17 protein-coding genes are annotated in these 14,556 nt (G+C 66.7%); 8 read left to right on the top strand and 9 right to left on the bottom strand.

Going from position 1 to position 14,556, the window contains the following annotated elements; all coding sequences use genetic code 11:
- Positions 1-4: 4 nt before the first annotated feature.
- Positions 5-709 carry an NIPSNAP family protein gene (locus tag BEMPMBAN_RS03150; RefSeq protein ID WP_159228994.1) on the bottom strand — a complete coding sequence of 235 codons (705 nt, stop codon included), beginning with the start codon at positions 707-709 and terminating at the stop codon, positions 5-7.
- A gap of 129 nt (positions 710-838) precedes the next feature.
- Here BEMPMBAN_RS03150 and BEMPMBAN_RS03145 point away from each other — a divergent pair, with 129 nt between their 5' ends.
- Entirely contained in the window at positions 839-1,681 is an 843-nt protein-coding gene (locus BEMPMBAN_RS03145; protein WP_159228927.1) for an SMP-30/gluconolactonase/LRE family protein, read from the top strand.
- A gap of 19 nt (positions 1,682-1,700) precedes the next feature.
- Positions 1,701-2,513 carry a thioesterase family protein gene (locus BEMPMBAN_RS03140; protein WP_159228926.1) on the top strand — a complete coding sequence of 271 codons (813 nt, stop codon included), beginning with the start codon at positions 1,701-1,703 and terminating at the stop codon, positions 2,511-2,513.
- A 75-nt stretch (positions 2,514-2,588) separates the two neighbouring features.
- On the opposite strand, the gene BEMPMBAN_RS03135 is transcribed toward BEMPMBAN_RS03140, so the two are convergent.
- The gene (locus tag BEMPMBAN_RS03135; protein ID WP_159228925.1) at positions 2,589-2,780 is read right to left on the bottom strand and encodes a ferredoxin; all 192 of its coding nucleotides are present in this window, start codon (positions 2,778-2,780) and stop codon (positions 2,589-2,591) included.
- A 37-nt stretch (positions 2,781-2,817) separates the two neighbouring features.
- Positions 2,818-4,071: a cytochrome P450 gene (locus BEMPMBAN_RS03130; protein ID WP_159228924.1), complete on the bottom strand. Its 1,254-nt coding sequence runs from the start codon at positions 4,069-4,071 to the stop codon at positions 2,818-2,820.
- A gap of 44 nt (positions 4,072-4,115) precedes the next feature.
- On the opposite strand from BEMPMBAN_RS03130, the gene BEMPMBAN_RS03125 reads away from it, so the two are divergent.
- On the top strand, positions 4,116-4,709 hold the full coding sequence (locus BEMPMBAN_RS03125; protein WP_159228923.1) for a TetR/AcrR family transcriptional regulator: 594 nt from the start codon (positions 4,116-4,118) through the stop codon (positions 4,707-4,709).
- A gap of 18 nt (positions 4,710-4,727) precedes the next feature.
- On the opposite strand, the gene BEMPMBAN_RS03120 is transcribed toward BEMPMBAN_RS03125, so the two are convergent.
- The gene (locus BEMPMBAN_RS03120; RefSeq protein ID WP_159228922.1) at positions 4,728-5,915 is read right to left on the bottom strand and encodes a CaiB/BaiF CoA transferase family protein; all 1,188 of its coding nucleotides are present in this window, start codon (positions 5,913-5,915) and stop codon (positions 4,728-4,730) included.
- Positions 5,916-6,001: 86 nt separating this feature from the next.
- Between BEMPMBAN_RS03120 and BEMPMBAN_RS03115 the strand changes: the two genes are divergently transcribed.
- The 4 genes from BEMPMBAN_RS03115 (at position 6,002) to BEMPMBAN_RS03100 (ending at position 9,818) form a co-directional block, all read left to right on the top strand.
- The gene (locus BEMPMBAN_RS03115; protein ID WP_159228921.1) at positions 6,002-7,159 is read left to right on the top strand and encodes a phosphotransferase; all 1,158 of its coding nucleotides are present in this window, start codon (positions 6,002-6,004) and stop codon (positions 7,157-7,159) included.
- A 91-nt stretch (positions 7,160-7,250) separates the two neighbouring features.
- Positions 7,251-7,796, top strand: a complete 546-nt coding sequence (locus tag BEMPMBAN_RS03110; RefSeq protein ID WP_159228920.1) for a TetR/AcrR family transcriptional regulator — start codon at positions 7,251-7,253, stop codon at positions 7,794-7,796.
- Positions 7,797-7,860: 64 nt separating this feature from the next.
- Positions 7,861-9,348: an aldehyde dehydrogenase family protein gene (locus BEMPMBAN_RS03105; RefSeq protein ID WP_159228919.1), complete on the top strand. Its 1,488-nt coding sequence runs from the start codon at positions 7,861-7,863 to the stop codon at positions 9,346-9,348.
- 56 nt (positions 9,349-9,404) lie between these two features.
- Positions 9,405-9,818, top strand: a complete 414-nt coding sequence (locus BEMPMBAN_RS03100; RefSeq protein ID WP_159228918.1) for a nuclear transport factor 2 family protein — start codon at positions 9,405-9,407, stop codon at positions 9,816-9,818.
- An 81-nt stretch (positions 9,819-9,899) separates the two neighbouring features.
- Here the strand turns inward: BEMPMBAN_RS03100 and rlmN are convergent, their stop codons facing one another.
- From rlmN to BEMPMBAN_RS03075, 5 genes are all read right to left on the bottom strand, one after another.
- Positions 9,900-10,997 (bottom strand): dual-specificity RNA methyltransferase RlmN, encoded by a 1,098-nt coding sequence (gene rlmN, locus BEMPMBAN_RS03095; protein WP_159228917.1) that lies wholly within the window; start codon positions 10,995-10,997, stop codon positions 9,900-9,902.
- Between the two features lie 51 nt (positions 10,998-11,048).
- Positions 11,049-11,930, bottom strand: coding sequence for a phosphatidate cytidylyltransferase (locus BEMPMBAN_RS03090; RefSeq protein WP_159228916.1), 882 nt, complete (start codon positions 11,928-11,930; stop codon positions 11,049-11,051).
- Position 11,931: 1 nt separating this feature from the next.
- Positions 11,932-12,489, bottom strand: coding sequence for a ribosome recycling factor (gene frr / locus BEMPMBAN_RS03085; protein WP_159228915.1), 558 nt, complete (start codon positions 12,487-12,489; stop codon positions 11,932-11,934).
- Positions 12,490-12,531: 42 nt separating this feature from the next.
- Complete coding sequence (gene pyrH / locus BEMPMBAN_RS03080) at positions 12,532-13,287, bottom strand: UMP kinase (protein WP_159228914.1); 756 nt, start codon at positions 13,285-13,287, stop codon at positions 12,532-12,534.
- A 111-nt stretch (positions 13,288-13,398) separates the two neighbouring features.
- Positions 13,399-14,094, bottom strand: a complete 696-nt coding sequence (locus BEMPMBAN_RS03075) for a class I SAM-dependent methyltransferase (protein ID WP_200845845.1) — start codon at positions 14,092-14,094, stop codon at positions 13,399-13,401.
- 45 nt (positions 14,095-14,139) lie between these two features.
- Here BEMPMBAN_RS03075 and BEMPMBAN_RS03070 point away from each other — a divergent pair, with 45 nt between their 5' ends.
- A complete protein-coding gene (locus BEMPMBAN_RS03070) occupies positions 14,140-14,556 on the top strand; it encodes a MarR family winged helix-turn-helix transcriptional regulator (protein WP_159228913.1) in 417 nt (138 codons plus the stop codon).

Below are 14,556 nucleotides of genomic sequence, written 5' to 3'. Positions count from 1 at the left end.
GTGTTCACCGGAGTGGGGACGGCGGCAGCGCGGCCAGGATCGAGTCCTCCCAGCCGTCGCGCAACGCGGGGGCGACGCTCATCCACGTGACGATCTCCGCGGGTGGGCTGTCCTTCCACGACGGGTAATGGTTCTCGAAGCAGGCCCAGTCCCCCTCGAGTGCCCAATAGTGGATCACCTCGTTGAACCGGAACGTGGTGATGAAGGAGCCGAGCCAGCGTTTGCCGGTGGATTCCGACCAGGGCACGTAGAGCCGCTCGAGTTCGCGGATGTAGTCGTCCTGGCGCCCCGGCTTGGTCTGCATGATCTCCTGGATCACCAGTCCCGCCTGGAAATCCGCCTCTTGTAGCTGAGCCAGCGTCTTGTTGCTCCGGCCGGCATACATGATCCGGCCTTCGCCGCGCGCCCCGATCTCGCGCAGATACATCGCCCACTTGCCGGCAGCCGTCTGATGGCTGCCGCCGTGGGCCTGCGCGCGACCGATACGCGCATAGTCGGCGAACGCATCGATCTCCCAGATGATGGTGATCTGCGGCCAGTGCCCGTTGTACGGCGTCGTCTCCCACATCGCGAACAGCCGGGCGCCCAGCTCGGTCATCATGGGCTGGTAGACGTCGCTGAACTCCGAGACGAACTGGGTACTGCCCGCCGAGCCCAGATCGATCGTCTCGTGCAGGTACAGCAGGGTGTGGCCGTGGTATTTCTTCATGTTCACCGCCGGCGATTCCCACCAGGGAATGCGCCGATGTTGCAGGTAGTTGACAGTGACACCCAGCGAGCGTGACACTTGTCGCGTGTTTTGTAAAGTCTCGAATCGTCCCGGGCGGGTGCTGAGCCGATGACGCCCACACCGCTGGCCAACGGGTTCTGCTTCGGGGAGGGTCCGCGTTGGTTCGAGGGTCTGGTGTGGTTCTCCGACATGCTCGGCGAGGCCGTGCACACCGTCACTCTCGGCGGCGAGATGAGCACGCTGGACTTGCCGGGCCATTCGCCCTCCGGGCTGGGATTTCGCCCCGACGGGACGCTGCTGATCGTGTCCACTCAGCGCAGGCAGGTGCTCGGATACGACGGTGAGGTGGTCACCACCGTGGCCGACCTGTCGGGGCTGGTGCCCGCCGATCTCGGCGACCTGGTGATGGATCGGCACGGGTGTGCCTATGTCGGCTCGCAGGCGCGCGAGGGCGGGGTGATCGTGCGGATCGACCCTGAGCGCGACGGCGCCGAGCGTGCCACCGTGGTGGCCCGCGACCTCGACTTCCCCAACGGCATGGCCATCACTCCCGACGGCGCGACGCTGATCGTCGCGGAGTCGACCGCGCGCAGGTTGACCGCGTTCACCATTGCCTCAGACGGATCCCTCTGCGATCGAAGGGTTTTCGCCGACAACCTGGACGGGCCGCCGGACGGCATCTGCCTCGACGACGCCGGTGGGGTGTGGACGGCGATGACACTGGCCCACCGGTTCGAGCGGATCGCCGCCGGTGCCGGCAGTCCAGCCATCGTGACCGACCGGATCGACATGGGTGACCGGACGGCCATCGCGTGCGCGCTGGGTGGTCCGGAGGGACGGACGTTGTTCCTGTTGTCGTCCACCGACGCCTATCCCCAGCGACTTGTCGGGACGAAGCTGTCACGCCTGGACGCCACCATCGTTGATGTCCCTGCAGTCGTACTGTCCTGAACCGCGCTGAAAGGTGGAGATGTCTGACTGCTATTACGAATTGGTCGATGAGGACGCCGCCGGCCAGCGGTTCGTTGCGACCGACTTCGTCCGCAGCACCTGGTCTGCGGCCATCCAGCACGCCGCGCCGGTCTCGGCGTTGCTGGTGCGCGGGCTGCAACGGTGCCACGCCCGCGAGGACACCAGGCTCAGCCGGGTTCTGGTCGATCTGTTGGGTCCGGTACCCGCCGAGGGTGAGCTGTGGGTGCGCACGCGGCGGGAACGCCCGGGTAAGCAGATCGAGTTGATCACCGCCGAGATGTTGGCACCCGGTCCCGACGGCACACCACGGCCGGTCGCCCGGGCCAGTGGGTGGCGGCTGCAGACTCTCGACACCGCCGCGGTCGGGTACGCTCCCGCCCCGCCTTTGCGCCCGGTGGCCGAGGCGACCGGCAGGGACATGAAGAAGGACTGGGACCGAAACTACGTCCACAGCCTGGATTGGCGCTGGCTCACCGAGCCGATGAGCGCCGGGCCCGGAGAGTCCTGGATCAGGCCGGAAGTCGATCTGGTCAAGGGTGAGTCGATGACTCCGCTGGAGCGGTTGTTCGCGGTCGCCGACGACGCGAACGGGATCGGGACCAAGCTCGACATCCGGCGGTGGACGTTCCTGAACACCGACCTTGTGGTGCACGTACACCGGGTTCCCGAGGGTCAGTGGATCGGGATCCGCGCGGAGACCAGCTACGGACCCGACGGTATCGGCACCACCATCGGCACGCTGTTCGACCAGGAAGGCGCCGTCGGCGCGATCCAGCAGTCGGTCCTGGTGCGCCCCCGCCCTCCGAAATGATCTCCGCGAAATATCGTTCCGGGTTGCGGAATCAGACCCGAGCACAACCTGGAATGATATTTCGCGGGACGGACCTCAGTCGTGAAGTGTCAGCGCCGCGGCCGGACACTGCGTGACCGCCTGTTGCATTCGCTCGCGATCGGATTCCGGGCGCTCGGCGTCGTGGATCACCACCGTGCCGTCGTCCTGCACTTCGAAGACCTCTTCGGCAATGGATTCACAGATTCCGTGCCCGGTGCACTTGGTGAGATCGACTTCAACCTTCATCGCTTCTCCACTTCGGGTGTCCGATCGGACCATAGAGTCACCGGACGTGCGCGGGCAGCCGCTTCACGCCGTGGACGAAGCTGCTGTGCAGCAAATCGGGTTCACGCAACTCTATGGTCTTGCACCGAGTCAGTAGTTCCCGGAATATGTTCCGCAGCTCTGCCTTCGCAAGCTGGTTGCCCAGGCAGAAGTGCGGGCCGCCACCCCCGAACCCCAGATGCGGGTTGGGCGAGCGCCCCAGCTCGAACCGCCCCGGCTCGTCGAACACGGATTCGTCGCGGTTGGCCGAGCAGTAGAACAGCCCGACCTTGTCACCCTCGGCGACGGGGTGGCCGTTGATCTCGGTGTCCCGAGTGGCAAAGCGGGCGAACTGCAAGACCGGGGCAGACCACCGCACGAATTCCTCGACGGCCGTGCCGATCCGGTTGTCGAAGTCCGCCATCAACCAGGCACGCTGGTCGGGATTCTCGACGAGGGCCATCATCACATGGGTGGTCGTCTGTTTGGTGGTGTCGTTGCCCGCCGAGGACAGCAGGATCAAAAACGCACCGATCTCCTCGTCGGTGAGCCGCTGACCGTCCACCTCGGCGTTGACGATGCTGGTCATGAGGTCGTCGCCTGGGTTGTTGCGCCGGAACTTCGCCAGCTCGGCGCCGGTGCTGGACAGCAGCATGATCTCGTTCATGGTGTTGGCGGCGCGCTCCTCGATGGAGCTGTACTCGTCGTCGCTCATCGAGAAGAGCTTCTCGGCGGCCTCGGCCACTGCGGGCTGATCGGCTGCCGGTACACCGAGCATCTCCATGATGGTCAACATGGGGAGTCGCGCCGAGCAGTCGGCGACGAAGTCGATGTCGCCCGCGCCGACGAGATCGTCGACGATGGCCACCGCGCCGCGGTGGATCTGCTCCTCGATCTGACGGACGTTGCGGGGCGTGAACGCCGAGCTGATCAGCCGCCGATACGTCGTGTGCTGCGGCGGGTCCATCGCCAGGAAGAACGACGCAAAGCGCTGGATCTCGGCGGGCATCGGGTCGAGCGCCACCCCGCGCTCTGACGTGAACAGCTCGGGATGCTGGCTGACATAGGCGATGTCGGCCCGTCGGGTCAACGCCCAGTATCCGGGCTCCTCCATCGGGAACAGCGACGCGAACGGTCGATGCCAGGTCAGCCCGTCACCCGCGCGAAGCCGCGCGAAGGTCTCGTCGCGCACCGCGAACGGTTGGCTCCAGAAATCGTGTGAGGTGATGTCGATCGCGCTGTGCTCACGCTCATGCGACGGGGGTGCTGTCACAGAATTAGCGTGACACTCGGACGTAACTTTGTAAAGCTGTCAGCATGCCGCGAATGCTCCCGGGTGATCGTCAGGGGCCAGACGGTCCCGAAGGCCCCGACAACTCGACCCGTCAACGCATTCTCGCGGCCACCGCAGAAGTCCTTGGCCGCAACGGCATGTCGAAGCTGTCGCTGTCCGAAGTGGCAACCCAGGCCGGCGTCTCGCGGCCCACGCTCTACCGGTACTTCGCGTGCAAACGCGAGTTGCTCGACGTCTTCGTGGTGTGGGAACGCCGCTACTACGAGCACGCCATCGCCGCGGCCACCGCCGGGCTGCCCGCTCACGAGAGGCTCGACGCCGCGCTTCGTGTCATCGTGGAGTACCAACTGTCCTATCCCGGCCTGCGGATGGTCGACATCGAACCCGACCAGGTGATCAAGAGGATGGCGCAGGTGCTGCCGTTGATGCGCGAGCGACTCGAGCGGCTGTGCACGGGACCCGACGCCGCCCTCTCGGCAGCGACCGCGGTTCGAGTCGCGATCTCCCAGTACCTGGTGCGCAGCGACGACAGCCCGGATTTCCTGGCGCAGCTGCGCCATGCAGCTCGGGTGAAACACCATGCCGAGCCAACGGTCGGCGAGATCGTCGATCACTGAACCGATCTCGACCGGACCCTACGTCGCGCGCTCCCCCCGCCCAGCCAGCTCGGCGAGCACCTCCCCGGTGTGCTCGCCGAGTTCAGGGGCGCAGCAACGCGCCTCCCACGGAGTGGCGGAGAAGTCCGCGGGCGACGCCACCATCGGGACACTGGAGTCGTCGTCGGGCACGTAGACGATGCCGCCGGCGGCGTGGAACTGTTCGTCGGCAGCCACGTCCTCGATCGAGTTGATCGGCGACCAGAACAGATCAGGGTGGGCGGCAAAGCTTTCGGCCCACTCGTCGAGTGACTTGCCCGCGAAGATCACGTCGAGCTCACCGATCAGCTCCACCGCGTTCGCCACCCGCGACCGCGCAGTCGCGTACCGCTGGTCGGTCAGCCAACCGGGGCGTTGGATCGCAGCACACAGCGCAGGCCAGTGCCGATCCCCCTGCAGGCCCACGAGCCAGAAGCGGCGGCCGTCCCCCGCGGTGTAGTTGTTCATACAGGGGTTGCCCATCGATTCCCGCTGCCCGATCGCGATGCGATGACCGGTGAGCAGAAACGTGTTGAGGTCGAAGCTCACCGTGTAGGCACCCTGGCGGTACAACGACGTCGACACCAGCTGCCCTGCTCCGGTGCGCCCCCGAGCGACCAGCGCGGCACACACCGCCGCGGCCAGCGTCATGCCCGCGGTGTGATCGCCCATCCCGCCGCGCTGAAACGGTGGCGAGTCCCCGGGCCGGGTCAGCAGGTGTGCCAACCCCGCCCGCGCCCAGAACGCCGCGACGTCGTAGGCGGCCCGGTCGGCGTCGGGTCCGGCAGTCCCGTAGCCGGTGATCAACCCGTAGACCAGGCGCGGGTTGTCGACAGTGACCGCCTCGAAGTCCAGCCCGATGCGCCGCAACGCGCCGGTGCGGATATTGGTGATGAAAACGTCTGCGTCGCTGAGCAGTTCCCGCATTCGACACTGGCCGTCGGCACCGACCAGGTCCAGCACGACGCTGCGTTTGCCGCGGTTGTCCATCTCGAACGGCGGGCTGACATGGTGGCGATCCTGTGGGTCGATGCCCAGCATCCGACCGAACATCCGGGCGGGATCACCGGTCGGCGGTTCGACCTTGACGACGTCGGCGCCCCAGTCCGCGAGGATGCCTCCGGCGGCGGGACCCGCCACCCACACACCGAGTTCGACGACTCTGACGCCCTCCAACGGTCCGGCCATGTAGCCTTCCTTTTCCGCGACCCTTTACAAAAGGGCGCACTGCTGTAAGCCGTTAGGGCTGTAGCTCAAGCCTAGGGAGGCTCGTGGTGTCCGTCCTGGAAAACCGGATCGCGCCTGTCGCCGGGTTGGCCGCACACCTGGGCCGTGGGATGGGACGCATCGCCGCCGACTCCGCGATCGGCCGGTTGCGGTCGATGCCCCGCACCGTCGGGGAGCTTGATGCCCTCACCATGTCGCAGCTCACCGGACGCGTCGTGACGTCGGTGTCGCTACTCGGCGGCGACGCGGGCACCTCCTCACGGGCCCGGCTGGCACTCACCGGTGCGGACGTCCCCGCCACCGTCTTCGTGAAAATGGCCGCCGAGACCGTCGCCACCCGTTTGATGGGCGAACTCGGCAACCTGGCCGACACCGAAACCCGCTTCTACCGGCAGCTGGCGCCTCAGCTGACCGGGGTGCCGCGCAGCTATGGGTCGCAGTTCGATCACTGGACCGGCAGGTTCGTGCTCGTCCTGGAGGACCTCGCGGACCCGTCCGACATGTCCGCCGCCCCGTGCGAGTTCCCCGACACCCTGCACCCGATCGACCCAGACCGGGCCGCGAAGGTGGTCGAGCTGCTGGCCCGGCTGCACGCGACGTTCTGGGAGCGCTTGCCCGCCCGCGCCGGAAGGGGTCCGCTGGGTTGGCTCTACACAGCCTCCGGCGACAGCGCGTCGCTGCTGACCGGCCCGTTGTTGAAGACATCGTCGCGTCGCCTCGCCGCACGGACCGATCTGCCCCTGGACAATGGCCGGTTCATCAACGAGCACTACCGCGCGGTCGCGTCGCTGATCGACCGTCCGCCCCACACCGTGATGCACGGCGACGCGCACCCGGGCAACCTGTACTTCCGCGGCGGGCAGGCAGGACTGCTGGACTGGCAGGCGGTGCGTCGCGGCCACCCCAGCCGGGAGCTCGCCTACACCCTGGTCACCAGCATGGCCACTGAACAGCGGCGCGCCGCGCAGCGGGATCTGCTCGATGTCTACCGTGATGCGCTCGTCCGCGCCGGTGGACCCGAAATGGACCGTGACGAGCTCTGGGACCGCTACCGGCAGGCGGCGCTGTACCCGTACGTCGCGGCGTTGATCACCGCCGGGATGGGTGGCATGCAGATCGAGGACATCGCGATGAAGGGGTTGGAGCGCAGCCTCACCGCACTCGAGGACCTCGACACCGTCGCGCTGCTGGAGAAGGCTCTGTGACCGACACTCCCGGACGGCCACAGGTCACGACGCCGAGCACCCTCTACGATCAACAGCGAACCCCACCGAAAGCTGCAGTCGAGGCCAGGTCGTGAACGAACCAGCACGCGAGACATCCGACGCCGCCGAGGACACCTCGACGCGGCACCGGATCCTCGCCGCCACCGCTGAGGTGCTCGGTCGTAGTGGGCAGACCAAGCTGAGCCTGTCCGAGGTGGCGTTGCAGGCCGGGGTGTCCCGCCCGACGCTGTACCGCTGGTTCGCCTCCAAAAAAGAGTTGCTCGACGCTTTCGGGATCTACGAGCGCGAGATGTTCGAGACCGGCATCGCCAAGGCCACCGCCGGCCTGCGCGGCAACGACCGCGTCGACGCCGCCATGCGCTTCATCGTCGAATACCAGCAGTCCTACTCGGGGGTGCGGTTGGTCGACATCGAACCCGAGGTCGTCATCGGCCGGTTGGCGCACATCATCCCGACAATGCGCACTCAGCTGGAGAAGCTGCTGCCGGGACCCAATGGAGCCGTCAAGGCGGCCACGGCGATCCGCGTCGCCGTGTCGCACTACATCGTCCGCAGCGACGACGACGACCAGTTCCTGGCGCAGTTGCGACACGCCGTCGGGGTCCGAAACAGCTGAGCCCCGCCCGGGGAAGTCCACCCGAACGCGTGACACTCGGGCAAAAACTTGTAAAGCTAGCGGGATGACGACAGCGGAGACTGAAACGGGCGTGCTGGCCGGTGACGAGCGGATGCTCATCGACGGCGAACTGCAATTCACTGCGAGCGGAGCGACATTCGATGTTGTTCATCCGGCCAGCGAACAGGTGGCGGGCCGTGCCACCGACGGCACCGTGGACGACATGGCCCGCGCTGTGGGCGCGGCTCGACGGGCGTTCGACACCACCGAGTGGTCCCGGGACCTCGACTTCCGCTACCACTGTCTGACCCAGTTGCACGAAGCGCTGGAACGCAACAAGGAGCGGTTGCGCCGGATCCTGATCACCGAGGTCGGCTGCCCGGTGACGGTATCGGGCTCCCAGATCGAGAGCCCGATCGAGGAGGTCCGGCATTGGGCCGAGCACGGCAAGGCGTTCGAGTACCTGGTCGACACCGGGGTCCACCCGACGCAGTTGGGCCCGGCCCGGCGCAAGATCCACTACGAGCCCGTCGGGGTCGTGGGTGCGATCACGCCGTGGAACGTTCCGTTCTATCTCAACGTCGCCGAGACGGTTCCCGCGTTGATGGCCGGCAACACCGTGGTGCTCAAGCCCGCTCAGCTGACCCCGTGGTCGGGCAGCGAGTACGGCCGCATCGTCGCCGAGGAAACCGACATCCCCGCAGGCGTCTTCAACGTGGTGGTCTCCAACGCCAACGAGGTCGGTGCCGCGCTGTCGGCCGACCCGAGGGTGGACATGATCACGTTCACCGGCTCGACTGCGACCGGCCGGGCGATCCTGGCCGCAGGTGCCCCGACCGTGAAGAAGACACTGCTGGAACTGGGCGGCAAATCCGCCCACATCGTGCTCGACGACGCCGACTTCTCTTCGGCACTGCCGATAGCTGCGATGATGGCGTGCGTGATGTCCGGCCAGAGTTGCATCCTGCCCAGCCGGATCTTGTTGCCCCGCAGTCGTTATGAAGAGGGTATCGAGATCCTCAAAGGGATGATGGAAGGGTTCCCGGTCGGTGATCCGTGGACTGCGGGCAACATGCAGGGCCCACAGATCAGCGAAGGTCAACGGAAGAAGGTTCTCGGCCTGATCCGCTCCGGCATCGATTCCGGCGCCCGCCTGGTCACCGGCGGGGGCATCCCCGAAGACCTGCCGGTCGGCTACTACACCCAGCCGACGCTGCTGGCCGACGTCGACCCCGATTCGCAGATCGCCCAGGAGGAGATCTTCGGCCCGGTCCTGACGGTCACCGGCTACGACACCGACGACGAGGCGATCGCCATCGCCAACAACAGCATCTACGGGCTGTCGGGAGAGGTCAGCAGCGGCGACATCGACCGGGCGTTCGCGGTCGCGACCAGGATGCGCACCGGCAACGTGACGATCAACGGCAAGAGCCACTTCGGCATCGACAGCCCGTTCGGCGGCACCAAGCAGAGTGGCCTGGGCTATCGCAACGGCGCCGAAGGTTACAAGGAGTACCTGGAAGCCAAAACCATCGGCATGCCCGACCAATGAGCGACGCTTGCGAGCGAATCATGAATATGAGCGACGCTTGCGCGCGAACCACGGATATGAGCGAAGAGGCCGAAATCGCCGCGCTGTTGTACCGGTACGCCCGCGCGGTCGACTCCAAGGACTGGGAGCTCTACCGGTCGGTGTTCACCGCCGACGCCCACATCGACTACTCGTCGGCCGGTGCGGCCGTGGGCTCCCGCGACGAGGTCGCCGACTGGCTCGCCGCAGGGTTCGGCGTGATCCCGTGGAGCATGCACTACATCACCAACATCGAGATCCTCGACAACAACGGCTCCTCAGCCACGGTGCGGGCGATGTTCTACAACCCGATGCAACTGCCCGGGATGTCCGAACAGAGTTCCTGCGGCGGCTATTACCATCACAAACTGGTGCGCACCCCCGACGGCTGGCGCAGCCGCCGCCTGCGCGAAGAGAACGTCTGGTTCGTCAACGCTCCCGGCAGGGGATGAATCCGCCCGCTCACGACGAGAGTCGACTTCTGCAGACAAACGTCGAGTGCGGCTCTGCAAAACTCGGATCTCGTGCGCCCGCTAGCCTTCGGCAGCCAATTGTCCGCAGGCTGCCGCGATTTCGCGGCCGCGGGTGTCGCGCACCGTGCACGACACCCCACGCTGCCTGACCCTCCTGACGAACTCACGTTCGGCGGGTTTGGGACTGGCGTCCCACTCGCTGCCCGGTGTCGGATTGAGCGGGATCAGGTTGACGTGCACCAGCGGCCCCAGCGCACCGTGTAGTCGCTTGCCGAGCAGATCCGCCCGCCACGGCTGGTCGTTGACGTCGCGGATCAGCGCGTACTCGATCGACACCCGCCGGCCGGTGACGTCTGCGTAGTACCGCGCCGCGTCGAGGGCTTCGCTGACGTTCCAACGGTTGTTGACCGGGACCAGGGTGTCACGCAGTTCGTCGTCGGGAGCGTGCAGCGACAGCGCCAGCGTGACGTTGAGTCGCTCGTCGGCCAGCTTGCGGATGGCAGGTGCCAGGCCGACGGTGGACACGGTGACCGACCGGGCCGAGATACCGAATCCGTCGGGAGACGACGCGGTAATACGGCGCACCGCGGCCAGCACCCGGTTGTAGTTGGCCAGCGGCTCCCCCATGCCCATGAACACGATGTTGGACAGGCGCCCACCATCCCGGGATCGCAGCTCCGCACTGGCCGCGCGGACCTGTTCCAGGATCTCGGCGGTCGACAGGTTGCGCTGCAGTCCGCCCTGGCCGGTCGCGCAGAACGGGCAGGCCATGCCGCACCCCGCCTGCGACGAGATGCACACGGTGTTGCGGTCCGGGTAGCGCATCAGCACCGACTCGAACGTCGTCCCGTCGACGGCGCGCCACAACATCTTCCGGGTCTGCCCGGCGTCACACTCGATCTCCCGGGTCGCCGTCAACAGCGTCGGGAACAGCGCATCGGCGACCTGTGCGCGCATCGCCGCGGGCAGGTCGGTCATCTGCGCGGGGTCGGCGGTCAGCCGGCCGTAGTACTGATTGGCCAGTTGCCTGCCACGGAACGCCGGAAGCCCCAGGTCGGCGACGACGCCCGCGAGATCGGCGTCATCGAGGTCGGCGAAGTGCCGCGGCGGCTTGGCGCGGCGGGGCGGATCGAAGACGAGCGGCAGCGGATTGGGCATGTGCACCCAGTATCGCATCCGACGGTGCGAACCCCTGATCGGCGACGGGGGTCAGGCCAGCAGCGTCAGCACGATCCAGGTCGCCACCGCCGACGGCAGCATGGCGTCGATGCGGTCCATCATCCCGCCGTGACCCGGTAGCAAATTGCTCATGTCCTTGATGCCGAGGTCACGCTTGAACTGTGACTCGACCAGATCGCCCAGCGTGCCGGTGATGACCAGCATCACGCCCAGCGCGAGGCCGGCCCACCAGGGCTTGTCGAGCAGGAACATCACGGCCAGCACCGAGGCGGTGACGCCGAACAACAGCGACCCGGCCAGCCCCTCCCAGGATTTTTTGGGGCTGATCGCCGGCGCCATCGTGTGTTTGCCGAAGAGGACCCCCGCGATGTAACCGCCGATGTCGGAGAAGACGACCCCGAGCATCAGGCAGAACACCCGGTTGGCACCGTCGTCGGGGTAGATGAGCAGGGCGCCGAAACTCGCGAACAGTGGGACCCAGGTCGCGAGGAACACCGTGGCGCTGATGTCGCGGGAGTAGTTCTGCGGCGCGTGGTTGAGCCCCCGCCCGACCAGGCGCCAGATCATGCACACCACGACGGTGCCGGCAAACCCGCCCAGTGCGCCCGCCGGCCCGAACGGCCAGGTCAGCCACAGCGTGGCTTGGCCACCGACCAGCAGCGGGATGAGCGGGATGTGGTACCCGGCCTCTTCGAGTCGCCGGCTGACCTCGTAGGTGCTGATGGCCACCGCCACGGCGACCAGGGCGAGCCACAGGTAGGGCGCGAACAGCAGGATGGCGATCAGCCCACCGCCGAGGACCACCCCCACGGCGATCGCAGCGGGCAGGTTGCGTCCTGCGCGCGACGCCTTCTTCTGCGGCGGTTCGTTGACCGGCTGCTCTGCCACGGGAATCGCTCGCTGATCGGTCACCTCAGACCTCCAGCAGCTCGCCTTCTTTGTGTTTGACCAGCTCGTCGATCTGGCTGGTGTACTGGTGGGTGCTCTTCTCCAGGTCCTTCTCGGCGCGGGTCACCTCGTCCTCACCGGCGTCGCCGCCCTTTTTGATGCGGGTCAACTCCTCCATCGCCTTGCGCCGGATGTTGCGGACCGACACCTTGGCGTCCTCGCCTTTTGATTTGGCCTGCTTGACCAGGTCGCGGCGACGCTCCTCGGTCAGCTGCGGGATCGCCACCCGGATGACGTTGCCGTCGTTGGTGGGGTTGACCCCCAGGTCGGAGTTGCGGATCGCGTCCTCGATGTTGCGAAGCTGGTTGGCTTCGTAGGGCTTGATCACGATCAGCCGGGCTTCGGGCACGTTGATGCTGGACAGCTGGGTGATCGGGGTGGCGGATCCGTAGTAGTCGATGTTGATCCGGTTGAACATGCCGGGGTTGGCACGGCCGGTGCGGATCGACGCCAGATCGTCCCGCGCCACCGACACGGCCTTCTCCATCTTCTCCTCGGCATCGAAGAGCGTTTCGTCGATCACTGTGCTCCTACTTTCCTGCTCCGCGCGAGCGCGGTCCGTTGATCATGTGGTGACCAGTGTTCCGATCTTCTCACCCGCCACCGCACGCGCGATATTGCCATCGGTGAGCAGGTTGAACACCAGGATCGGCATACCGTTGTCCATGCACAGGCTGAACGCGGTCGCGTCGGCGACCTTCAGTCCGCGGTCGATGACCTCACGGTGGCTGATCGCGGTGAGCAATTCGGCGTCGGGGTGCAGCCGCGGGTCTGCGGTGAACACACCTTCGACCGCTTTGGCCATCAGCACCACCTCGGCGCCGATCTCCAGCGCGCGCTGCGCAGCGGTGGTGTCGGTGGAGAAGTACGGCAGCCCCATCCCGGCGCCGAAGATCACCACCCGGCCCTTCTCCAGGTGCCGCCGGGCCCGCAGCGGAATGTAGGGCTCGGCCACCTGCCCCATCGTGATGGCCGTCTGCACCCGGGTCTGGATGCCTTCCTTTTCCAGGAAGTCCTGCAGGGCAAGGCTGTTCATCACGGTGCCGAGCATGCCCATGTAATCCGAGCGGCTACGCTCCATGCCCCGCTGCTGCAGCTGCGCTCCGCGGAAGAAGTTGCCGCCACCGATGACCACGGCCACCTGGGCGCCACTGCGCACCACCTCGGCGATCTGACGCGCGACCAGTGCAACCACGTCCGGATCGAGGCCCACCTGCCCGCCGCCGAACATCTCGCCACCGAGCTTGAGCAGCACGCGCGAGTAGGCGGGCCTGATCAGGGGCGACGAGCCTGCACCGTTGGAACTCGTGGATTCCGCCATCCGACTCCTTCGCGGTCCTCGCATGCGATCGCCACCCCTCCGATGCCGCGGACGGCTCCCCTAATCCTGCCTCATCGCGACCAGTGCACCACGTCGGGGGCCGGTGTGTCCTCAGCTCCGGTGCGCCGACAACAGCCAGGCCGGCATCGACTTCCGGCCGTCCGCCTCGTCGCGGATCCCGGATCCGGCGAAGGCCTCGAGGTTCATCCCCGCCGGGACGTTGGCATGGATGCGGGCCGACCTGATTTCGTCGATCTGCCAGTACGGGGACACCGCGGCGCGCAGTTCGGGTTCGGTGACAGCGTTGACCGGCCCGTCGGCAGGCATTTCGGCGGCGTCGAACACCAACACGAAGTACGACGCGGCAGGCGCGGCGGCCCGCAGGATCGACTGTTGGTAGCCCTCTCGCAGTTCCACGGGCATCGAATGGAACAGCGTGCTGTCGACGATGGTGCCGAACCGGCCGTCGTATCCGGTGAACGCGCTGATATCGGCAACGTCGAACGTGGCATCGAAAGCGGCGCAGTGCTGCCGCCGCCGGGCGGCCTCCTCGCGGGCCAGCCTGATCGCTGTCGGCGACTGGTCCAGCCCGACCGTCGTGAACCCGCGCTCGGCGAGGTACATCGACACCGCCGCCTCGCCGCATCCGGCGTCGAGGACGTCGCCGTGGAACTTCCCGGCCTCGATCAGCGCCAGAATCTCCGGTTGTGGTTCGCCGATGCTCCACGGCGGCTTGACGCCTGCCCCCATCTCCGCAGCTTCACCGCGGTACGCCGATTCGAACATCTGGTCTGTCGGGTTCGTCATGAGTCCGGTTTATCAACGTCATTGATATATGTCAACATAGTTGACATGCCGACTCCCGAGGATCAGCCGCTGGGCTATCTGCTGTACCGAGCGGCGTCGGGTCTGCGCACCGAAGTCTGCGCCTCCGCGCTGGAGCCGCTGAATCTGTCGTTCCCCCAATACCTCTGCATTCGCATCCTGTCCCAGCACCCGGGGCGTTCCAATGCCGACCTGGCCCGTGACCTCAACGTGTCCCCACAAGCGATGAACGTGGTGCTGCGCTCGCTCGAAGCGCGTGGCGTGGTGGGCCGTCCGCCCTCGGCGGCATCCGGTCGCTCGCTACCCGCGCAATTGACGCGTGAGGGCATCGACCTGCTGCGCACTCTGGAGGCCGCCGTCCACGCCGCCGAGGAACGGGTGCTGGCTGCGCTGACGGACGCGCAGCGGCGGGAGTTCCGGCAGCTGCTCGCCGCACTCGGTTAG

The sequence above is a fragment of the Mycolicibacterium austroafricanum genome (assembly GCF_902705885.1).
GTDB classification, from domain to species: Bacteria; Actinomycetota; Actinomycetes; order Mycobacteriales; family Mycobacteriaceae; genus Mycobacterium; species Mycobacterium vanbaalenii_A.
The sequence above is the reverse complement of the archived record's forward strand: the minus strand, read 5'-3'. Positions and strand labels throughout refer to the sequence as shown.

Bases quoted from the DNA above. Each gene is read 5' to 3' on its own strand.
- BEMPMBAN_RS03100 (WP_159228918.1), top strand. From the start codon at position 9,405: ATGAGCGAAGAGGCCGAAATCGCCGCGCTGTTGTACCGGTACGCCCGC.
- BEMPMBAN_RS03140 (WP_159228926.1), top strand. From the start codon at position 1,701: ATGTCTGACTGCTATTACGAATTGGTCGATGAGGACGCCGCCGGCCAG.
- BEMPMBAN_RS03145 (WP_159228927.1), top strand. From the start codon at position 839: ATGACGCCCACACCGCTGGCCAACGGGTTCTGCTTCGGGGAGGGTCCG.
- BEMPMBAN_RS03120 (WP_159228922.1), bottom strand. From the start codon at position 5,915: ATGGCCGGACCGTTGGAGGGCGTCAGAGTCGTCGAACTCGGTGTGTGG.
- BEMPMBAN_RS03150 (WP_159228994.1), bottom strand. From the start codon at position 709: ATGAAGAAATACCACGGCCACACCCTGCTGTACCTGCACGAGACGATC.
- rlmN (WP_159228917.1), bottom strand. From the start codon at position 10,997: ATGCCCAATCCGCTGCCGCTCGTCTTCGATCCGCCCCGCCGCGCCAAG.
- BEMPMBAN_RS03105 (WP_159228919.1), top strand. From the start codon at position 7,861: ATGACGACAGCGGAGACTGAAACGGGCGTGCTGGCCGGTGACGAGCGG.
- BEMPMBAN_RS03125 (WP_159228923.1), top strand. From the start codon at position 4,116: ATGCCGCGAATGCTCCCGGGTGATCGTCAGGGGCCAGACGGTCCCGAA.
- BEMPMBAN_RS03075 (WP_200845845.1), bottom strand. From the start codon at position 14,094: ATGACGAACCCGACAGACCAGATGTTCGAATCGGCGTACCGCGGTGAA.
- pyrH (WP_159228914.1), bottom strand. From the start codon at position 13,287: ATGGCGGAATCCACGAGTTCCAACGGTGCAGGCTCGTCGCCCCTGATC.
- BEMPMBAN_RS03070 (WP_159228913.1), top strand. From the start codon at position 14,140: ATGCCGACTCCCGAGGATCAGCCGCTGGGCTATCTGCTGTACCGAGCG.
- BEMPMBAN_RS03135 (WP_159228925.1), bottom strand. From the start codon at position 2,780: ATGAAGGTTGAAGTCGATCTCACCAAGTGCACCGGGCACGGAATCTGT.